This is a genomic window from Pseudomonas sp. UF-293 (assembly GCF_058245595.1).
Window position 1 is genome coordinate 27,301 of record NZ_JBSICA010000020.1, and the last position, 19,435, is coordinate 46,735.

Sequence of the window (19,435 nt, forward strand, 5' to 3'; positions counted from 1 at the left end):
GTGCCTCGTTAGCGGGGTGAAGTTAGGATTTGTTGCATCACCTGGTTAATCAGGAGATTGGTTTCGCGTTCAGTTTCGGCGCCAATGAACTGGCGTTTCGGTAAGGTGATTTCCCAGCTCTGCGCGCCGGTGGTCTCCTTGCGCTGATCGTCCAGGATGCGGATCAGCAGGCCGGCCTGTGCGTAGTTCACATGTTCTTGAATCCACGCCACAGACGGCCGGGTCAGCGTCTTTTTCCCGGCCTGGCGCACACGAAAACCCAACCGGCGCAAACGCTTGGCCTGTTTGTCGGTGGCTGCTAAACCCGGCGGGTTTTTGTTCCAGCGGCGCATTTGCGCGGCGGTACGGCGCTCACTGGCACCGTTGTGCTGCTGGGCGGCGACCCATCGGGTCAGGGCGTTTTTCCAGCCCAGTTCCGCTTCATCAGCGGTTACGCGGGTGACCACCATCAACTTGGCCAGGCCGGCTTCCATCTTCTTTTTGCCTTTGCCGTCGCCCTTGCGCGGGGCGAACGGCGAGCCGTCCAGGTTTCGCTGTTCGCGCACACGCTTGCGGCTCATCGTCCGCACGCGCTTGGTGACCTGGTTCAACAGTCGGCGGCGCAGTTGCGGCGGCAGGCTCAACAGGGCCAGTTGCTCGCGCACGCCAAGACGACCGCGCACGTCGAGTTCGAAAGTGCTACGGCCGGCCATCGGTGGCCACTTCGCCGCGCTCGGCGACCCACAGATCAAAGGGGACAAACGCCCAGGTCTTGCCGAAGGCCTCGATCTCGCCTGCTGGGTCTTCGGACAGGTACTGCGGCTCGACGAATTCCAGCGTGACCTCCACGTCGAACAGATCGTTGTCCAACGGCTCCACGGCGAATTCCGGCGCCGGCAGTTCGTGGCGGTCGCGATCGCCATCGTGGTTTTCCAGCCAACTGCCGACCAGGGCCATCAGGCGCGCCGGATGGTCGGCGAAGCGCTCCAGCACAATCGCGGCGCGATAGTGCATATCAGCGAAGTGCATGCCGCCGACGTCGGGTTTCCAGATCAGCGAAAGCTTTACCTGCTCGGTGAAGCTGTCTAGCTGCTCAGGCGCGAACAGGCGGCGCTGCATCAGGTAGGCGGTCAATGCCTGCAGCTTGGTCATAGCAACTTCGCCGTGATGCGGCCACGGCCCTGCAGGGCGCGCACAGCCTGCTGACTGAATGCCAGAAACGTGTCTTCACGCTCCGGCGCTTCCTTGCCGGTGTTCTCGGCACTCTCGCGCCGGGTCACGGTGGCGAACTGCTGCAGGGCGCTGGCCTTGGCGCGGCAGTAAACAGCGCGCTTGTAGAGCTTGGCCTTGAACGCACGTTCAGGCAGTAGCATCGGATCGGCTGTTTCCACCGCGGTGATGCCCGCCGCCAGCCAGCTGGTTTTGAGCTTGGCCAGGTCGTCGTTGACCTCGGCCATGGCGATGCTCAGGGCGTCGGTCAGCAGGTCGCCCAGGAATTCCGCCGGCAGGCGGTAGCCCTTCTGGAATTCGGACACGGAGAGATTCGGCCAAAAGCCGTCGTTCTCGATGATCTGTTCCACAAAGGTGGTGGGTTTCCCGGAAAAGCTCATTGCTGACCGCTCAAATTAGGGCGGGGAGACTGTTTTTCGTGGGGCTAGCCATAAATGGCAGACACACGTCCACAGTTCCCCGCTGGGGGGGTAGTCGGTTATTGGGCGCCGGTGACGGCGGGTGTTTGTTTGGCGATCGCCTTGCGGCATTTCGCAATGCGCGTCTCGTTGCCGGCTTTCGCGTACAGCTCGGTGGAGCGCTCCAGGTGCTCAAGCGCGGTTTCCCACTGCTCGGCCTCCATCGCGCGCATGCCGATCAACTTGTGGTACTTGCTCGGGATCTGCTCGATCAGATCCCACTCACCGTCGACACGCGGCAGCAGGTTGGACAGGTACGGCTCCGGGCTGCGCTGGGCGTTATATTCGGCGTACGCCCAATCAATCACTGCATCCGCGACAAAGGTCTGCACGTCGCGCCGCTTGAAGCGCTCCGGCATTTCCTGACCCTGCTCGATCGCAAAGTCCGCCAGCACCAGGCCGTCTTCGAACTGCTCGGTGTCGAACAGCCAGACCATCACCTGCACCAGTACGGGGTTCGGCATGACAAGGCCCGAATCCATGTAGCGCTGAATGAAGTCCTGGTACTTGGGCAGCAGTTCCTCACGCTTGAGTGCCTGGCGTCCGGCCAGCCCCTTGATCGCGCTCAGGCGCTCCAGGTCTTGAGCCATTGCCGCTTCCTGCAACTGCAGATGCTTTTTCGCATTGGCCGGACTGCTCAGGGCTTCCGCCGGCGAATACGCCAGCGGTGCCGCTGCAGCAGCGATCACTGCAGCGGTTCCCAGAGCCAGGGTACGGCGCTTGTGTGCGAGAGCCAGGCTCACTTCACCAGCTCCACGTTCTCGGTCAGCGCGATTTTTTCCAGTTGCTCGATCACGTAACCCTCGTTGCGGCTGTTGTAATCCTCAACGCGGGAACGCTTCGGGTTATCCACGGTTTGCTTGCGCCAGCTGGAGTCCTGGAAGTAAATCGACAGGTTGTCCCAACTGGTGACCAGCACGCCGTTGACCGGGAAGAACGGCACGCTAAAGCTCGGCAAACCACCGTAGGTGGCGATCACCTGGGCGTCCTCGATGCGCTCTTTTTCAGTCGGGGTGTCGCCCTGTTTGGCGTACAGCTTCGCCTTGTCAGCAGCCAGCAGGTCGGTGCCGATGATCGCCACCAGGTCGCCGCCGTCGCGCAGACGCTCGTCCACCATTTGCTTGGTGTCATGCACCAGACCGTCCAGGTTCTCGTAATCACCGCCAGGCCCCATGGTGACCTTGCCGGGTGTTTTGCCTTCCTTGAGTACCTGCTGCGGCGCCTGTTCACGCAGCTGCTGCAGCCAGCCTTTGTTCACGTCCTGCAGCATCGGATAGGCTTCGATGTCGGTCTGTGCAGCCGCTTTCACACCATGGAAACCGACCATGATGCGATCCAGTGCGATCTGTTTCTGCACGGCGGCGGAGTAGCGTTGATGGAAGTCCGGGAACTTGGCCCAGGCATCGATCTTCGCGTAGGGCAAACCCACGTCCGATTCGGTCGACGACAGCTCGTAAGTGCTGTTCTCCAGCGCCGAGGCGTCTTTCGCCACACGATCAGTGGTCTTGGTGTTGGTGCGGCCAGTCACCGGGCCGGACACGCCAATAAACACCTTCTCGCCCTTGATCTCGGTCACCGGAATGACGTTGATGCGCTGCAGGAAGTCCGCCTTGGCGGTAATGGCGTCGTTCAGCTCTTGGGCGATCGACGGCTCAACGGAAAACATCTTGCTGGCCAGCGCGACACCGTAGGTCTCGGCGATAGCCAGCTGCATTTCGGCGTACATCTTGGCGCCGTAAGCGCTCAGGGAACGGGCCATGGTCAGAGCACCCGCGCTTTGGATTTGTCAGTCGGGCCGGAATTGCGCGGCAACTGACGTCCGGTGGAGGTGTTCTGTAGCGCAGTGAACTGTTTCTGCAGGCTGGTCAGCGCTGCCAGCACAGCCTTATTGCCGCCGCCGTTGCGCTTGAATTCGCGCTCTTCTTCGGCAGTCGTGACAATCTCGTCCACAGCCACGCTGACGTCATCGATCGGGGCTTGATCAGGTTCCGGTGCGTCTTCGGCTGCAGGCTCGATTACGGCCTGAATGCCAGCAGCGACGACCAGCAGCTGGGCCAGCAGGGCTTTCAAGGCCGTTGCGGTAGCTTCATCCATTGGGGGTTTGCTCTCGGTTGGGGTTTGCGGGGTGGTTTCGGTGGACGTGTCTTCAATACCGAAACGCTTGAACAGGCGGGTGAACATGGCGGCAAGGCGCCCGATCTCACCCTGCGGCTCGGTTTCGCGTAGCGGGCCAAGTTCTTGCGAAGCGGCGTAGTAAGCGGCGCGGCTGGTTCGATTGGAGAAATACAGCTCTTGAGTGCCAAGACTCGCCGGCGAATCAGTCACCGCCAGGCCGGTCAGATAGGCCTTGCCGCTGCCGGCGAAATTCGGGGTGATCTCGATGCTGCTGAACAACTTCTGGCCTTGGTCGTTCAGATACAGAAGGCGGTCGTTCGGCTTCAGCTGCGCTTCCAGCGCGATTTGGCCAGGCTCCAGATCCTCGCCCTCTTCCACCAAACGCACAGCGAATACGGTGCCGTGCGAGCCTGGCCAGCGTTCGTGGTCGCACCAGATCACCGCCGTGTACTTGGCAGGTGTGTAGGTCTCGGCGATGTCGCGCAGTTCCTGGGGCAGGATCTCGCGGCCATCGACGGTCGGGCCGCTGGTGGCAACACGTTTCCAGTAGGAGACAAGGGAACGGGGCATGGTGGGTAACTGCGCTCAATCACTGAATGAGCCGCCACGATAGGGAGCCGCTTTGCCCCAAACAAACGGTTGGTTTTCGGCGATCTCCTATTTTCCGGATATAGGCGAATGATGGGACTTAACCCCGCGTTTCCGGCGTTTTCGCCGCATAGACTGCGGCCCATGAACTACCCGACCGAAGTCAAAGAAGCCGCAAAACGCCTCTACCTGCGCCGCTGTTCGGTGAAGGAAATCCAGGCGCATTTGAAGCTGCCAAATATCCGTATCGTCTACTACTGGATCCGCCAAGGCGGCTGGGACGAGATGCTTACGGATGAAGAACCGTTGAGCGCCGTCAACCGACGAATCACCTTGATTCTGGAGAAGATCGAGCCGCTGACGAAAGCCGAACTGGACGAACTGGAGCGGCTGACAAGCCTGCTTGAGCGACTGAAAAAGCTAGCGGCCAAACCTGCGCCGGCGGCGGCAACAGATCGTCCGGACGAGCCTCGCGAACGTCAGCCTGGCCAACGCCGTGAGCGTGGCGAAGGCGGCGGCAAGAAGCGCGAAAAGAAGGCAAAGAACGACATCAGCGGCCTGACCGAAGTGGACTTCCTGGATAAGTTCATCTCGAAAATGTACGGCTACCAGAAAGAACTGTTCGAGGCGAAACAGAACCCGCTGACCCGCCGTGTCCGGAACATCCTCAAAAGCCGTCAGGTCGGCCTGACCTACTACTTCGCCGGCGAAGCGTTCATGGACGCCGTGTTGAGCGGTGATAACCAGGTGTTCCTGTCGGCCAGCCGATCGCAGTCCGAGATCTTCCGCAGCTACATCATCCAGTTCGCCAAGCAATGGTTTGATATTGAGCTGACCGGTAACCCGATCACCCTGAGCAACGGCGCCGAGCTGCGCTTTCTCAGCACCAACAGCAGCACCGCCCAGGGCTACCACGGCCACGTCTACGTGGACGAATATTTCTGGATTCGCGACTTCGAAAAACTCAGCACCGTGGCCAGCGCCATGGGCACCCACAAGAAGTGGCGCAAAACCTATTTCTCGACGCCCAGCGCCGTGTCGCACCAGGCGTATCCGTTCTGGTCGGGCGAAGAGTTCCGCAACAGCAAGCGCGGCAAGAAGGCCGGCGGTGTGTGGCCGAGCGAAACGGCCTACACACAGGGCGCGCTGTGTCCGGACGGCCAGTGGCGCAAAACGATCACCCTGGACGATGCGATCGCCGGCGGCTGCGATTTGTTCGACCTGGAGCAGCTGCAGCTGGAGTACGACGAGGACAAGTTTCAGCAGCTGTTCTACTGCAAGTTCATCGACAGCACCCAAAGCGCGTTCAGTCTCAAGGATCTGGAGCGCTGCTACTCGGATCTGTCGTTGTGGGAGGACTACAACCCGGATCTGGATCGCCCGTTCGGCAACAGCCCGGTCTGGCTAGGATACGACCCGAGTCGCACCCGCGACGACGCCACCTGTGTGGTCATCGCGCCGCCGCTCGAACCCGGGGCGAAGTTCCGGATCCTGGAGAAGCACAGCTGGCGGGGCCATTCGTTCACCTACCAGGCCGCGCAGGTCAAGAAGCTGACCGAGCGCTTCAACGTGCAGCACATCGGTATCGATGTCACCGGCGTGGGTTACGGCGTTTTCGACCTGGTGCGCGACTTCTACGCCAAGGCGACACCGATTCACTACAGCCTGGAAGCGAAAAACGCCCTGGTACTTAAAGCCCAGGACACGATCCAAGGCAGTCGCATCGAGTGGGACGCCGGCTGGACGGACATCGCACAGGCGTTCCTGACCATCAAACGCGGCGCCACCAACAGCGGCCAGATCACCTACAGCGCATCCCGCACCGAGGCCACCGGCCACGCCGACATTGCCTGGGCGGTGATGCACGCCCTGTCCAACGAACCTTTGAACACCAACAAGCGGCGCCGTAGCCGCTACGTCACGAGTAACCAGAGCAGCCATGGCCAACCGCAAACGCAGAAAGCACCACGTAGCCCAACCACAGCAACAGCCGATGCGCTCGTTTACGTTCGGGGAGCCGGAGCAGGTGCTGTCCGGCAACATCGGCGAGTACGTAGGGGTGTTCCCCAGCGACGACGGGAAGATCTACAAGCCGCCGGTATCGCGGGCCGGCCTGGCCAAGCTGTTGCGCGCCAACGCGCACCACGGCGCCATTCCAAAGTTCAAGCGCAACCTGTTGCTACGTGAGTTCATCGCCTCGGTCGGCTGCAGCACCGAGACAATGGGCCGCGCGGGACTGGACTACATGGTGTTTGGCGAAGCGTACTTCTACAACGACACCAACGCATTCGGCCAGGTGCTGGAGCTGCAGCACCTGCCGGCAATCAACATGCGCGTGAAGGTCGACGGCGGTTTCGTGATGCTGCTGCCCGACAACAAGGAAATGGAGTTCGAGGCGCACGAAATCTCCCACGTCCTGGACTACGACGTAGAACAGAACATTTACGGGATTCCGGATTACTTGGGAGGTCTGCAGGCGTTGCTGCTGAATGAGGCCGCTACCCTCTTCCGCCGGCGCTACTACAGCAACGGTGCGCACGCCGGCTACATCTTCTACACAAACGACCCCGACCTGACCGAAGAGGACGAGGACGAGCTGCGCGCCCAAATCAGCGCGAGCAAGGGCGTGGGCAACTTCCGATCTATGTTCGTCAACATCCCCAACGGTAAGGAAAACGCCATCCAGATCATCCCGGTGGGCGACTTCCAGGCGAAAGACGAGTTGGAGAAAGTGAAGAACATCACTCGAAACGATGTCATCGCGGCTTGGCGGATGAACCCGGCGCTGGCAGGCATCATCCCGGAAAATACCGGTGGATTCGGAGACATCGAAAAGATCGATCGCGTGTACACCAGCAACGAAATCCGGCCGATCTGCCAGTTGTTCAACCAGCTTAATGACAAGCTGCGAGAAGACAGGCGCTTTAGCTGGAAACCTGTTCCTGAGGCAGTGGATACCACTTCATGAACAATCCAGTGGAGAGAAAGCCACTACTTATTGTGGCAATATGGTGGCGATCAGCTGCCCCTGGGGAGGGACACAATGAGAGTTGTATGCAATTGCGGACACAAGGGCCGGATTGCCTCGCGAGAAGAGGTAACCAGAGCCTTTGTCAAACTGTACTGCCAGTGCCTAGACGCAAAGTGCGGGCACACATGGGTGGCAAATCTGACGTTCTCGCACACGCTCAGTCCGTCATCGCAGACGTTCGAACGGATGCTGATCGATCGCTTGCGCGAAATGCCCAGGGCGAAGCAGCGGGAGCTTTTCGAGCAGTTGGGATCGCAGGCGGTGGCGTAGCTACAAACCGCCAACGCTGTAGCGCCGGCGATCGGGATCATTCAAGGAATGACGGTCAGCCCTCTACTTTCTCCTTTGGGTTGATTGCCAGTATCTCGGCCACGCGACGAACCTGTTGCTGTTCAATGCGGCTCAGCCGGCGATACAGATCGATCAGTCGACGCTCAATGTCCGTGAGTACGGGAATTTCCGACCCGGCGTATTCGAGGTTGATGTGATCGTTCTTCTTGCGATCCAACATGCTAACTACTCCATAAAGTGCATTGCTGAATGGACTTTATGGGGTGGGCGCAACTGCATTGGAATAAGAGATACCCCAATGACTGTGCGGGATTGTTGCGAGTTAAGACCGGTGCCGGGCGGCGTCGTCGGCCATCGCTTCAAGGAAACGACGAATCGCCTTCTGATCATCATCAGGGATCGACCTGAATTGCATGATCATCTGTTCTTCCGATGGGCTAAAAAGTTGGCCCAATGGTGTCGCATGACGTCCCGTAAGCACGTACGCCGCATCTACCCCCTTCTCTTCCAGGGCCGTGACGTAACGAAGGTCTAGGGAGCTGGCTCCCAGTTCGTAATTCTTTTGCGTTCCCCTACTGACTCCAAGTAGGACTCCAAACTCTGTTTGATTTAACCCCAAGCGCTCGCGCTCTTCCCTGAGGCGTTCACCTACTCGATCCGCTATGAGCATTTTTTTAGTCACCACCATTGACTTGATCATTTTTTTGACCAAGAATCACCACAGACAAACGCAAACAAACACAAATGAACAGAGGGAACACTATGCCCGCCACCATTACGCACGAGCAAGCCCGGGCGGCTCTCGATCGAAAGGGACTAAGTATCGCGGAGTTCAGTCGCAAGCATGGACTGAACAAAAATTTGGTCAGCGACCTTTTGAACGGTCGGATCAAAGGTCGCCGAGGGGAGGCACATCGCGCCGCCGTGTTGCTTGGCATCAAAGACGGCGTAATTGAACAGTAATCGTGGCGCTCAACAGGGAAAAGTAGAAGTTGAAAAGTCCAATCCTAGATACCCGTAAAGAAGTCATGAGCGAGATCATCCGCAGTTACGCCGGCGGACGCGAAGCCGCTGCTGCGCGCTTGGGTCTGAAGCTCAAAAAATTCGACAACCATGCCTACGAAAATGCTGGTTGCAGTCCCCTCAGCGACTTACAAGTTTTCATGCTCGAGCAGGACTGTGGAACTCAGCACTTCCCCAATTACGTCGCGTCGATGTACGGGGGACTGTTCGTACCAGTGGCCGATCCTGGAACGCTCGACAATGTCGAACTCTACAAACGCTCCGTGCAGGTTTCTGCAAAGCGAGGGTGTGTTGATCAAGCGATTGCCGCCGCTCTTGAAGACGGTTCGATCAGTGATGAAGAAGCCGAATTCATCATGGACGCGCATAACCTCCACGTAGCAGCAAGGCACGCAGAAGTGCTGGCTGCCATCGCTCTCTACCGCGCAGGAAAGGCTCAATGAACAATTTGTCTGCAGTACCGGAATACCAGGATGTCCTGCAGAGCGCCGCGCTGGCGTTTCTTGAGCGTCACCACTGCGAACACCTGAGCGACGATCAGCAACTGTTCAGCCGGGCTGTTCAACACTTGGTTGCAGACTACGACGTGCAAACGCAGGTCGCTGAAAAAATCGTTCACCTGGCAGGCACCACCATGGTCGCCGTTCGCGATCGGCAACGCCTGAACATCCAGAGCAGCACGTCGACGCACACCGTGATCGTTGATCCGGTCACCGGCCGACAATGGGCCGTACCGGTCAGCCTCATCTATGAGCGAATCATCAACGCGCCAGACATTGGTCGCGTTCGCTTAGCCAACTCGTAACACCACCCCTCAAACAAACGCCTGCCCCGCACTCCGTGGGTTTGGGTGAGCTGCGCCCGAAATCGAGGTTTCAAGATGGGAAACGCCGTAATTGTGACTACCCAGCTGCCACCTGCAGAGGCCGAAGCACTTCTGGCTGCGATGCGTGAGCAGTACCGCTTGAGCCTCAACGACTACTGGTACGCGGATGAATACCGGTATGTCCCGCAAGAAAAACGGCACAGCTCGATCCTCGAAAGAACTCCGGTGATGGCCGCCCAGAAACGCCTGATGGCCGCTCTCTCCCTCAGCCTCAAAGCAGTGAAGTAATCATGAAAGAAGATCTCCGCCACGACGTGTTGCAACGCCTCCAGTTCGATTTCGGATTGAAGCACCGCGTAGGCACCGATTACATGCGCGGTGGCACCTGCCCCAAGTGCAAGAAAAAGGAGTTGTATTCCCGATTCGATACACCATGGATGGTGATCTGTGGTCGACCAGAAAAGTGCGGCCATACCCTGCACGTAAAAGAGCTGTACGACGATCTGTTTGAGGACTGGAGCAAGCGTGCGCCGGCGACGGACCAGCACCCCAACGCCACTGCACGGGCTTATCTGGAGTACGCCCGGGGCTTTCGATTTGAACTGATCCAGGGCTGGTTCACGCAGGAAAGCTTCTACTCGCCCGACCACAACGCCGGCAGCGCCACAGTGCGTTTCGTCCTGGAAAAAGGCGGCTGGTGGGAACGACTGATTGATCAGCCGCACCGTTTCGGAAAGATGAAGGCGCGCTTCAAATCCAAGGACAGCTATCGAGGCGTCTGGTGGTGCCCCCCTTGCGTCGACCTGCTCGAGGTCAAGGAAATCTGGATTGTCGAAGGGATCTTTGACGCCATCGCTCTGGTGCACAACGACATCGCGGCCGTATCTGCCATGTCGTCCAACGCGTTCCCGGGGGACTCGCTCAAGGCGCTGATCAAAACCCGTGAGGGCGGCAAGCTGCCCAAGTTAGTCTGGGCGCTGGACAACGAACCGAGCGCCAATGCCTACACCCGGCGTTGGGTCCGCGAAGCCCGTGCCCTGGGTTTCGTCTGCGAGTCAGCACAGATCCCGCAACGTGACGGCCGCAAGTCTGATTGGAACGACCTGCACCAGCGCTGGAGTTTTATTCAGGACGACACCAAGCGCGCCGAACAGATCGCAACGGACCTCAAACAGGCCCGCCATCAGGGCGCCCTGCTGCTGGCAGAGAGCGCAGCTGAAAAGGCCTTGCTCATTTACGACTGGAACAAGCGCGGGGAATTTCACCTGGGCTTTGGCAGCCGCCTGTACTGGTTCAAGTTGGACATGGAGAAATTCAACCGGGCCATGTCCGACATCGAGGACAGCGAGAACCACGACGACCAGTTGCTCAACCAGGCGCAACAGCGCGAGAAGGCGCTGCAGCAGTCCGGCAGCGTCGTGGAGATTGCCAACTGCTACCCGCAAGCCCTGTACTTTCAGCGCAACGAAGTCACCGACGAGTCCTGGTATTACCTGCGCGTGGACTTCCCGCACGACTCCGAAAGCGTGAAAAACACCTTCACCAGCGGCCAGCTGTCCGCCGCCAGTGAATTCAAAAAGCGCCTGCTCGGCATGGCCGCCGGCGCCATGTTCACGGGCAGCGGTCAGCAGCTCGACAAGCTGATGAAGGACCAGCTATTCGGCATCAAAACCGTGTCGACCATCGACTACGTGGGCTACAGCAAGGAATACGCCTGCTACGTCTATGGCGACATCGCAATCAAGGATGGCACCACCTACAAGGTCAACAGCGAAGACTATTTCGAGTTCGGCAAGCTGCGCCTGAAAACCCTGCAGAAAGGTGTCCCGATCAAGCTGCAGCGGGACGGAAAAGACTTCAACGAGCAATGGGTGCGGTTGTTGTGGACCTGCTTCGGCGCCCAGGGCTTCGTCGCGCTGGTGTTCTTTTTCGGCTCGCTGTTCTGCGAGCAGATCCGCGCGCGTTACCAGTCCTTTCCGTTTCTGGAGGCCACCGGTGAAGCCGGTGCCGGCAAAACCACCCTGCTCAACCTGCTGTGGAAGCTGCTCGGACGCGAAGGCTATGAAGGCTTCGACCCGATGAAATCGACCAAAGCCGGACGCTCGCGCCTGATGGGCCAGGTTTCCGGCATGCCGGTGGTGTTTCTTGAGGCCGACCGCCACAGCGACGATCGGGTACACGCCAAAACCTTCGAATGGGATGAGCTGAAAGACTTCTACGGCGGCGGCACGCTGGCCACCAAAGGCGTCAAGACGGCGGGCAACGAGACGTACGAACCACCCTTTCGAGGAACGATCGCCATCAGCCAGAACGCGGCGGTGATCGCCCACGAGGCGATCATGACGCGCATCGTCAAACTGCACTTCGTGCGCCCGATCGTGACCCCGGAAAGCCGTGCGGCCGCTGACCAGTTGAACGCACTGGACGGCGGCACCCTCAGCCACTTTCTGTTGCGCGCCGTAGGCAAGGAGTCCGCCGTGCTCGATCTGTTCGCCCAGCGCATGCCCGAACACGAAGCGAAGCTGCGCCGCCTGCACACGCATTGTTTTGCCTGCGGTACGGCCTATGTAAGCGACCAGGGCAACTGCAGCAGTTGCGGTTATGACCTGCGCGGTTACATCCGCGTGGAGCGCATCAGCAAGAACCACGCGCAACTGCTCTCACTGCTGGACGGACTGCGCCTGGTGCTGAAATTGAGTGATCCGCAAGTCGCCGCCACGCAACGGCAAATCGTCCGTATGGCCATCGAACGCCAGGCCTCGATCAGTTCCGACCATCCGGCAGTGGCCGAGTTTTGGGAGGTTTACGACTACCTCGAATCCCTCAGTGAAGATCCGGTGGTCGACCACAGCTCTGATCCAACCGTGATCGCCATCAACCTCAACGAATTCTGCGAGCGCGCCGCCGAACACAAACAAAAGCTGGCCGACGTGGCCACGTTGCGCGACCTGCTCAAAGAGTCACGGTCACGCAAATTTCTCGACAGCAACAAGGCCGTGCACAGCGCCGTACGCGCAGCCTTCAACCATCGCAACCCCGTTTCACAACCCCGGCCGACCACGGTCAAGTGCTGGACATTCAAGGCGTAAAGGAGAGCAAGACCGATGCAGATCCAAGTGTTTATGGGCAATGCCGGCGACGGCAATACGAGCAAGCTGCAGTGGGTGCAAAGCCGCCTGGAAGTCACCGGCCAAACCGCGCCGATCATTCAGGCCGGTGCGTACGGGGAGGAAGGTTTGCTGCAGATTCTGGAAGTGCGGGTAGCCGCTGGCGAGCGCGAAATCCTCGTGGACGACTGCAGCAGGCAACAGATCTTGCGGGTACTGGAATGGCAATCATGTGTGGAACATGAGCCGGATTTTGACGGCCTGGTGATCCACCTGGCACGTAAGGACTGAGCGTAAAAAACAGTGCCGAGGAGTTGCAGCTCCTCGACACCCGACCACTTCCGAGGACCATACCATGCAAGCACAGAACCAAAGCAGCAGCGGCACGAAGGCTACCACACCGGCACGCCACCTGGTGGCCACCGCAATCATCGGCGCCGCCGTCATCGGCTACCTGGTGCATAAAACCCCTGAAGCCCGAACGCGCCTGGAAAGCCTCAGCCAGATGGCCAGCACCCTGGGGGACCTGAGCGAAACGGATGTCGCCGTGATCAACCAACTGCTGGCCACCCCGGCTACTTGGGGAGCGTCACGCCATGACCAATGACCCTGCCGCGACACCGCTGCGCCGCTTTCCCTGGAACATGGATCACACCAGCGTGTGCGACCAGTGCGGCAAGTGGCGCGCCCAGGGCAATCACCAGGCCTGCAGCCGGCGGCGTCAGCTGTTGAATGCCCACCTGCGCCGGCACAAGCCCAAACCATAAGCCGCGTCCACCAGAAGACGCGCTTGCAGATACTTGGCCCGGAAACGGGCCTTTTTGTTTCCGATCGTCAGACTGTCGAAATACGAGTACAGCGTTAGGGGTTTACATGAGTGGGGTCGAAGCTCGCGGCAAGTCCGTGAGAATCTATTTTCAATACAAAGGGGAGAAATGCCGGGAAACGGTCCCGGGCGTCAACACACCGGCTACCGTGGCCCAGGCCAAGCGCCTGGCCGACATCGTTGAATACGAGATCCAGACCGGCACCTTCGATTACGCCCGGCACTTTCCCAACTCGCCCAGGCTGGTAGAAAACACCTTCGGCCATTACCTGGATCTGTGGTTGAAGATCAAGGCCAACAGCGTTGCGGCCTCGAGCTTCCGGGGCTACGCCAACAAGGCCGAGGTGCATGTTCGACCGCGCTGGGGCAAGGTTCAGATCAACCAGATCGATCACCTGGACCTGCAGGAATGGATACAGGACACGCTGTCGAAAACCCTGAAGAACAAGACCATCCGCGACATCATCAGCAATGTGCGCCAGGTGTTCCGTCTGTACCGCACGCGAATGAAAGTCGCGCACGATCCGACTGAGGGATTGATGGTGCGTTTGCCCGATCCGGAAGCCCCGGACCCGTTCACCCGGGCGGAAATCAAACAGATCCTCGACACGCCCACCCACCGCACACACGAACTGCTGATGGTGCAGTTCATGTTATGGGCAGGCCCGCGTGTGTCGGAGACGATCGCCCTGGCCTGGGAGGATGTCGACCTGGCGCAAGGCACGGTGACCTTTCGCCGGTCCAAGGTGCGCGGCGCCTACCGGGTGACGAAAACCCGCCGATCGACGCGCCGGGTGCGCCTGCTGGCCCCGGCGTGGGACGCCCTGCGCCAGATCGATGCGTTGACCCGCAAACGCAAAGCGGAAACCGTGGAGGTGGTCGAGCGGGACAACAAAACGGTGCGAAAACACAAACTGCACTTTGTGTTCCTGAACACCAAGACTGGTCTGCCGCACGCCAACGACTTCGTGGTACGCGATCGCTTCTTCAAGGCGCATTTGCTCGCCGCCGGCGTTCGCTATCGGGGACCAGGTCAGTGCCGGCACACCTACGCCAGCCAGTTGTTGACCACCGGTGTGGCGTCGATCGACTGGATCGCCGAACAGATGGGCCATACCAACGGCAACATGATCCGTCAGCACTACGGGACGTGGATCAATGAGGATGGGCCGGACGTGGTGGGGATGTTGCAAATGGCCTTGAAGCTGTCACCGGTTACAGCTCTACACTGAATCCGCTCAGGCCACCGCTTTCAGCGAAGCCACAAGATCATGGAGTGGTAAGCCAGCCTGGGTGGGAGTGGTTTCCACGCTGCCAAAAAAAGGCCCCCACACCTGAGCCAGGTGTGGGGGCCGATTGAACATAGGCTGGAATTACACGTAACGAGGGGTCACTCGCGGCTGGCCTTTCCCAAGGCATCTACAGCGGCTAGGTGAACGGATGAACCATTGGTTACCTGCTTGGCCAAGCTGACAAGATAATCCTGTGCAACTGGCCCTCCGGCTTCACCCAGCGCCTTCAAAGCCGCCAAGTGAACAGCCGAACCATTGGTTACCTGCTTGGCCAAGCTGACAAGATATTCAACGCCTTTGTTTACATCGCTCATTGATACTCTCCTTCAGAGCCACCTGGGTTCCTTTCGGTTTGATATTGCTAACAGGCCAACCCTACCCTTCAGCTGCTTCGGCCAGCTTGACCGCTGTATGCACTTTGTTGGACAGATTGAACAGTTCCGTCATGTATAGCCCGCGAGCTTCATTTAACGCCCTTTCAGCCGCGTCAATCTTGTCGCAGTCCCGAGGTATGTCATTTTCTAAATGGAATAGCTCACTCCCTGCTTTCCTGACTGCGTCGAGGGCGTCCTGTACGGCGTCACTGGCAGGTTTGATTTTGGCGGTGTCAATCATCGGCATTGCGGAGATTCCTTTCTAGTTAAAATTAGTACTACCAATCCTACTTTACGCTGGCGGTTACACGATTATGTTTCCAACCTGAGATGTAAAGCGGCAAAGCGGCACCATCCTCTGTAGTGCCTGGGTTGGTATCAACAAGAACCCAACCGACTTTGATCATTTCGTTGACCATCCGGAAGTCACGGACGTGTTGAATCTCTTTGACTTCCTCAAGCGACATTGATACCACTTGTTGCATGAATGATGGCCAATTGTAAGCAAGGTCTTCATGCAAAGGGAGTTCGACTTTATAACTAGATGTTTGAGGAGCCAGTACAGATCAAGGCTTTCTGAGTCGCCCTTAGTTTTGTGAATAACGTCAAGCGTTAGCGACAGTTTGTTAACCAGTGCTGGCCCGTCCGCTTTTGGCGGATCGCAGCCTTTCTGGGCGATTCCCTAGATCTGCCGGATACGATTAATAGCAGCAGTAATCGCTATCGCGTTTTTATCCAGGGTTTCCATAGCCTCGATCGCATTATCTGCAACTGTCTCTACACCATTCTCTAAAAGCCACTTCGTGACCTCTTCGAGTGCTGCAGCCAAGGCATGTTGGTTGTGCAGGAGCAATGTCAGAGCATCTGCCGTGGCGACGTTGAATTCAGAACTGTTTGGCATAGGGTCGTCCTTGAGCGAGGGTTCCTGGAGAGCGTAGTCCAGGACAGTCGGATCATCACCAAACCAGCGTTCGCCGCACAAAATTTCTCGCACCAGAACAGTGCACCAGTCCCATATCAGTCCCATATGGCCTTTTTTCAGACGCCAAAAACCACAAACCCCCGACTTTCTCTAGGAAAATCAGGGGTTTGCGTTTTCTGAATTTGGCGGTGAAGGAGAGATTCGAACTCTCGATACAGTTTCCTGTATACACACTTTCCAGGCGTGCTCCTTAAGCCACTCGGACACTTCACCGTATCTCTGCAGACATGTTCTGTCTGTCGAGGCGCGCTAATGTAGTCGAAAGCTTTTCTGATGGCAAACTTTTTTTCAGAATTTTCATGTGCTTAAGAGGGCACGCTGCATTCGGCCGGTGAGCACGATGGCAAACCCGCCAATCTCGGGTGAGCCGCGCGCTTCCTTTATACAAGGCAAGAGGCGCGCCGTGCTGGCCGAAGCGCAAAACGGTGACTGGCAGGTCAGTCACGGCGCTTTACCTGGCTTGCGGCGGTGGGTAACGTCTGCCCATCTTTCTAATAAGGAATAGCGTCATGAGCGAGTTGATTGCCTACCACCTCGAAGACGGTATCGCGACCCTGACCCTGAACAATGGCAAGGTCAACGCCATTTCTCCGGATGTGATTGCGGCGTTTAACGCGGCGCTGGATCAGGCGGTGGCGGATCGCGCCGTGGTGATCATTACCGGGCAGCCGGGGATCCTCTCGGGCGGGTATGACCTGAAGGTCATGACGGCCGGCCCGAAAGAGGCCGTTGCTCTGGTGACGGCCGGTTCGACCCTGGCCCGCCGCCTGCTCTCTCACCCCTTTCCAGTGATCGTTGCTTGCCCGGGGCACGCCGTGGCCAAGGGTGCTTTCCTACTCTTGTCTGCCGATTACCGCATCGGTGTCGATGGCCCGTTCAGCATCGGTCTTAACGAAGTGCAGATCGGCATGACCATGCACCATGCCGGTATCGAGCTGGCGCGTGATCGCTTGCGGCGTTCGGCTTTCCATCGCTCGGTGATCAACGGCGAGATGTTCGATCCGCAAAGCGCCGTTGACGCAGGCTTCCTCGACAAAGTCGTCACTGCCGAAGAATTGCAAGGCGCCGCCCTGGCTGCCGCGCGGCAGCTGAAGAAGATCAACATGCTGGCGCACAAGAACACCAAGCTGAAAGTACGCAAGCAACTGCTGGAAACCCTCGACGATGCCATCCTGCAGGATCAGCAACATCTGGGCTGACTCGTCCAGAATCTGCCGGTAAGAAAAAGCCCGACCTTCGTGTCGGGCTTTTTCTTACGTTCAGCGTTGAAGATTCGCTGAAAGCTCTAGGACGCGCCTGACAGGCAATGCTGAAACATGCGCTTAAACATCGGCTATCTCCGGACTCTATAGCGGCAATTGCCGAAAACAGTGCACATCCGTACACTGCGCCACCTTTTGTCGCGGTGGGCCTGCAAAAATGCTGTTCGTGTTTCGTATGTTGTTGATGGGCCTGCACTTTATTCTGGCGGGCGTGCTCGGCGTGATCCTTGGATTGTGCCGTCCGTTCAACCCGGACAATAGCCGACTGTGCGCCCGCCTCTACGCTTTGCCGGCGATGTGTATCTTGCGTTTGCGGGTCAAGTCCGAGGTCAACGGCTTGATGAACAAGCCCGACAGTTGCGTGATCATCGCCAACCATCAGTCCAACTACGATCTGTTTGTGTTCGGCAACGTCGTCCCGCGCCGCACCGTGTGTATCGGCAAGAAAAGCCTGAAGTGGGTGCCGTTGTTCGGCCAATTGTTCTGGCTGGCCGGCAATGTGTTGATCGACCGTGGCAATGCGCACAAGGCGCGGCAGTCGATGCTGACGACGACCCACACCTTGCAGAACGAAGACACCTCGATCTGGGTGTTTCCCGAAGGCACCCGCAACCTCGGTGAAGATTTGTTGCCGTTCAAGAAAGGCGCGTTCCAGATGGCGATTGCCGCCGGCGTGCCGATCGTTCCGGTGTGCGTGAGCAGCTATATCAAGCATATGCGCCTGAATCGCTGGCGCAGCGGCGAGGTTCTCATACGCTCGCTGCCGGCGATTCCGACAGTCGGATTGACCATGGAAGACATGCCTCTGCTGATCGAGCGATGCCGCGAGCAGATGCGCGAGTGCATCGAGTCGATGGATCGGCAACTGCAAGCCGCGTGAAAAACAAACCCGCCCTGTGCGGGTTTTCTTTTGCCGGGTGAACTGTAGAAGTTTCACTGACTCTCAAGCAGCGACACGGCTAAGCTGAAGCCTGGTTTCCCTGCCATCTGCCAAGAAGAAGTGAATCACCACCATGGGTCGAGTTGTTGCTGCTGCGGTGTACAGTGAGGGTAAGAAAGTCACCAATATTTCGCTGGACGAAGGTGCTGCGTGGGCGGCCAAACCCGGCCACTTCGTCTGGATCGGTCTGGAAGAACCGGACGCACAGGAATTATTCAACCTGCAACGCCAGTTCAACCTGCATGAACTGGCCATCGAAGACGCGCTGGAAAAACACAGCCGTCCGAAACTGGAAACCTTTGGTGACGCTCTGTTTATCGTCACCTACTCACCGGTCCGCGAAAACGGCGTTTTGCAATTCATCGAAACGCATATCTTCGCCGGCAGGGGTTACATCATCACCGCACGCAACGGCCATTCCGCGTCGTACGCCTACGTGCGCCAACGCTGTGAGGCGCGTCCGCTGTTGCTCGAGCACGGGGAGGATTTCGTCCTGTATGCGCTGCTCGATTTCGTCATCGAGAACTATCAGCCGGTGGGCGAAGCGATCCACGCCGAGATCGATGAGCTGGAGCGCAACGTGCTGTGCAGCGCCCTCAACGAGCGAGACATCCAGAAGCTGCACGGTCTGCGCCGTGACGTGGTGCGCTTGCGCCGATATGCGGCACCAATGGTGGAAATCGGCGAAGAGCTGCAAAAGCTCAGTTTCCCGTTCATCGACAAGAACATGCGCCCGTACTTTCGCGATGTGCAGATTCACGTGACGCGGCAGATGGAAGACCTGAGCACGCTGGCGGACATTGCCAGCCAGACCATCGAGATCGGCGTGTTGCTCGAGGCATCACGGCAGAGCGTGGTGCAGCGCAAGTTTGCGGCGTGGGCGGCGATTCTGGCGTTCCCGACAGCGGTGGCGGGGATCTATGGGATGAACTTCCAGAACATGCCCGAGTTGACCTGGCACTACGGTTATTTTGCAGTGCTGGGGTTTATCGCGGTGGGGTGTGTGAGTTTGTGGGCGAGCTTCAAGCGGTCCGGGTGGCTGTAGCCGGGACCGCGTTGTCCCGGATTGGCGAGCAGGCTCGCTCCCACAGGGATTGTGGGAGCAGGCCCT

The 19,435-nt window shown here is 58.6% G+C and carries 27 protein-coding genes and 1 tRNA gene; 15 read left to right on the forward strand and 13 right to left on the reverse strand.

All coding sequences use genetic code 11. From position 1 onward, the window contains the following. Positions 1-8: 8 nt before the first annotated feature. The 6 genes from AC4IHP_RS19670 to AC4IHP_RS19695 form a co-directional block, all read right to left on the reverse strand. Positions 9-692, reverse strand: coding sequence for a phage virion morphogenesis family protein (locus AC4IHP_RS19670; protein ID WP_490832517.1), 684 nt, complete (start codon positions 690-692; stop codon positions 9-11). Continuing rightward, positions 679-1,131 (reverse strand): phage tail protein, encoded by a 453-nt coding sequence (locus AC4IHP_RS19675; RefSeq protein WP_490832518.1) that lies wholly within the window; start codon positions 1,129-1,131, stop codon positions 679-681. Before AC4IHP_RS19675 ends, AC4IHP_RS19670 begins: the two co-directional genes overlap by 14 nt. After that, positions 1,128-1,589 (reverse strand): head completion/stabilization protein, encoded by a 462-nt coding sequence (locus AC4IHP_RS19680; protein ID WP_490832519.1) that lies wholly within the window; start codon positions 1,587-1,589, stop codon positions 1,128-1,130. The genes AC4IHP_RS19675 and AC4IHP_RS19680 overlap by 4 nt, the downstream gene beginning before the upstream one ends. Before the next feature lie 98 nt (positions 1,590-1,687). After that, positions 1,688-2,410, reverse strand: coding sequence for a phage terminase small subunit (gene gpM, locus AC4IHP_RS19685; RefSeq protein ID WP_490832520.1), 723 nt, complete (start codon positions 2,408-2,410; stop codon positions 1,688-1,690). After that, complete coding sequence (locus AC4IHP_RS19690; protein ID WP_490832521.1) at positions 2,407-3,426, reverse strand: phage major capsid protein, P2 family; 1,020 nt, start codon at positions 3,424-3,426, stop codon at positions 2,407-2,409. Before AC4IHP_RS19690 ends, gpM begins: the two co-directional genes overlap by 4 nt. 2 nt (positions 3,427-3,428) lie before the next feature. Beyond that, a complete protein-coding gene (locus tag AC4IHP_RS19695) occupies positions 3,429-4,352 on the reverse strand; it encodes a GPO family capsid scaffolding protein (RefSeq protein ID WP_490832522.1) in 924 nt (307 codons plus the stop codon). Positions 4,353-4,514: 162 nt separating this feature from the next. Here AC4IHP_RS19695 and AC4IHP_RS19700 point away from each other — a divergent pair, with 162 nt between their 5' ends. The 3 genes from AC4IHP_RS19700 to AC4IHP_RS19710 all read left to right on the forward strand — a co-directional run bounded on the left by AC4IHP_RS19700 (position 4,515) and on the right by AC4IHP_RS19710 (position 7,671). Next, positions 4,515-6,557: a terminase large subunit domain-containing protein gene (locus AC4IHP_RS19700; RefSeq protein WP_490832523.1), complete on the forward strand. Its 2,043-nt coding sequence runs from the start codon at positions 4,515-4,517 to the stop codon at positions 6,555-6,557. Next, positions 6,496-7,338, forward strand: a complete 843-nt coding sequence (locus AC4IHP_RS19705) for a phage portal protein (protein ID WP_490832524.1) — start codon at positions 6,496-6,498, stop codon at positions 7,336-7,338. The genes AC4IHP_RS19700 and AC4IHP_RS19705 overlap by 62 nt, the downstream gene beginning before the upstream one ends. Before the next feature lie 75 nt (positions 7,339-7,413). Beyond that, positions 7,414-7,671 carry an ogr/Delta-like zinc finger family protein gene (locus tag AC4IHP_RS19710; RefSeq protein ID WP_064392752.1) on the forward strand — a complete coding sequence of 86 codons (258 nt, stop codon included), beginning with the start codon at positions 7,414-7,416 and terminating at the stop codon, positions 7,669-7,671. Positions 7,672-7,726: 55 nt separating this feature from the next. Here AC4IHP_RS19710 and AC4IHP_RS19715 read toward each other — a convergent pair whose 3' ends face one another. Together AC4IHP_RS19715 and AC4IHP_RS19720 are read right to left on the reverse strand one after the other, a co-directional pair. Continuing rightward, complete coding sequence (locus AC4IHP_RS19715; protein WP_490832525.1) at positions 7,727-7,912, reverse strand: hypothetical protein; 186 nt, start codon at positions 7,910-7,912, stop codon at positions 7,727-7,729. 102 nt (positions 7,913-8,014) lie between these two features. After that, complete coding sequence (locus tag AC4IHP_RS19720; RefSeq protein ID WP_177409285.1) at positions 8,015-8,362, reverse strand: helix-turn-helix domain-containing protein; 348 nt, start codon at positions 8,360-8,362, stop codon at positions 8,015-8,017. A 92-nt stretch (positions 8,363-8,454) separates the two neighbouring features. On the opposite strand from AC4IHP_RS19720, the gene AC4IHP_RS19725 reads away from it, so the two are divergent. From AC4IHP_RS19725 to AC4IHP_RS19765, 9 genes are all read left to right on the forward strand, one after another. Further along, entirely contained in the window at positions 8,455-8,655 is a 201-nt protein-coding gene (locus tag AC4IHP_RS19725) for a DNA-binding protein (RefSeq protein WP_095050509.1), read from the forward strand. 29 nt (positions 8,656-8,684) lie between these two features. Then, positions 8,685-9,158 (forward strand): YmfL family putative regulatory protein, encoded by a 474-nt coding sequence (locus AC4IHP_RS19730; protein ID WP_490832526.1) that lies wholly within the window; start codon positions 8,685-8,687, stop codon positions 9,156-9,158. After that, the gene (locus tag AC4IHP_RS19735; protein WP_490832527.1) at positions 9,155-9,520 is read left to right on the forward strand and encodes a hypothetical protein; all 366 of its coding nucleotides are present in this window, start codon (positions 9,155-9,157) and stop codon (positions 9,518-9,520) included. The genes AC4IHP_RS19730 and AC4IHP_RS19735 overlap by 4 nt, the downstream gene beginning before the upstream one ends. A gap of 75 nt (positions 9,521-9,595) precedes the next feature. Beyond that, entirely contained in the window at positions 9,596-9,829 is a 234-nt protein-coding gene (locus AC4IHP_RS19740) for a hypothetical protein (protein ID WP_490832528.1), read from the forward strand. Positions 9,830-9,831: 2 nt separating this feature from the next. After that, entirely contained in the window at positions 9,832-12,630 is a 2,799-nt protein-coding gene (locus AC4IHP_RS19745) for a toprim domain-containing protein (protein ID WP_490832529.1), read from the forward strand. A 15-nt stretch (positions 12,631-12,645) separates the two neighbouring features. Continuing rightward, complete coding sequence (locus AC4IHP_RS19750) at positions 12,646-12,939, forward strand: hypothetical protein (RefSeq protein WP_490832530.1); 294 nt, start codon at positions 12,646-12,648, stop codon at positions 12,937-12,939. Positions 12,940-13,003: 64 nt separating this feature from the next. Beyond that, positions 13,004-13,255 carry a hypothetical protein gene (locus AC4IHP_RS19755; RefSeq protein WP_490832531.1) on the forward strand — a complete coding sequence of 84 codons (252 nt, stop codon included), beginning with the start codon at positions 13,004-13,006 and terminating at the stop codon, positions 13,253-13,255. Then, a complete protein-coding gene (locus tag AC4IHP_RS19760) occupies positions 13,245-13,415 on the forward strand; it encodes a hypothetical protein (protein ID WP_490832532.1) in 171 nt (56 codons plus the stop codon). Before AC4IHP_RS19755 ends, AC4IHP_RS19760 begins: the two co-directional genes overlap by 11 nt. Positions 13,416-13,521: 106 nt before the next feature. Then, on the forward strand, positions 13,522-14,706 hold the full coding sequence (locus AC4IHP_RS19765) for an Arm DNA-binding domain-containing protein (RefSeq protein WP_490832533.1): 1,185 nt from the start codon (positions 13,522-13,524) through the stop codon (positions 14,704-14,706). Positions 14,707-14,864: 158 nt separating this feature from the next. Here the strand turns inward: AC4IHP_RS19765 and AC4IHP_RS19770 are convergent, their stop codons facing one another. From AC4IHP_RS19770 to AC4IHP_RS19790, 5 genes are all read right to left on the reverse strand, one after another. Beyond that, positions 14,865-15,080, reverse strand: a complete 216-nt coding sequence (locus AC4IHP_RS19770; protein ID WP_490832534.1) for a hypothetical protein — start codon at positions 15,078-15,080, stop codon at positions 14,865-14,867. Between the two features lie 61 nt (positions 15,081-15,141). Further along, positions 15,142-15,387 carry a hypothetical protein gene (locus tag AC4IHP_RS19775; RefSeq protein WP_490832535.1) on the reverse strand — a complete coding sequence of 82 codons (246 nt, stop codon included), beginning with the start codon at positions 15,385-15,387 and terminating at the stop codon, positions 15,142-15,144. A gap of 40 nt (positions 15,388-15,427) precedes the next feature. Further along, positions 15,428-15,625, reverse strand: coding sequence for a hypothetical protein (locus AC4IHP_RS19780; protein WP_490832536.1), 198 nt, complete (start codon positions 15,623-15,625; stop codon positions 15,428-15,430). Between the two features lie 197 nt (positions 15,626-15,822). Continuing rightward, positions 15,823-16,041: a hypothetical protein gene (locus tag AC4IHP_RS19785; RefSeq protein WP_490832556.1), complete on the reverse strand. Its 219-nt coding sequence runs from the start codon at positions 16,039-16,041 to the stop codon at positions 15,823-15,825. 204 nt (positions 16,042-16,245) lie between these two features. Beyond that, positions 16,246-16,335 (reverse strand) — tRNA-Ser (locus tag AC4IHP_RS19790). A 296-nt stretch (positions 16,336-16,631) separates the two neighbouring features. Here AC4IHP_RS19790 and AC4IHP_RS19795 point away from each other — a divergent pair. The 3 genes from AC4IHP_RS19795 to AC4IHP_RS19805 all read left to right on the forward strand — a co-directional run bounded on the left by AC4IHP_RS19795 (position 16,632) and on the right by AC4IHP_RS19805 (position 19,369). Next, positions 16,632-17,321, forward strand: coding sequence for a crotonase/enoyl-CoA hydratase family protein (locus tag AC4IHP_RS19795; protein WP_076566844.1), 690 nt, complete (start codon positions 16,632-16,634; stop codon positions 17,319-17,321). Between the two features lie 220 nt (positions 17,322-17,541). Then, positions 17,542-18,264, forward strand: a complete 723-nt coding sequence (locus AC4IHP_RS19800; protein ID WP_460117704.1) for a lysophospholipid acyltransferase family protein — start codon at positions 17,542-17,544, stop codon at positions 18,262-18,264. A gap of 133 nt (positions 18,265-18,397) precedes the next feature. Beyond that, entirely contained in the window at positions 18,398-19,369 is a 972-nt protein-coding gene (locus tag AC4IHP_RS19805; protein WP_490832537.1) for a magnesium and cobalt transport protein CorA, read from the forward strand. The last annotated feature ends 66 nt before the right edge of the window (positions 19,370-19,435 follow it).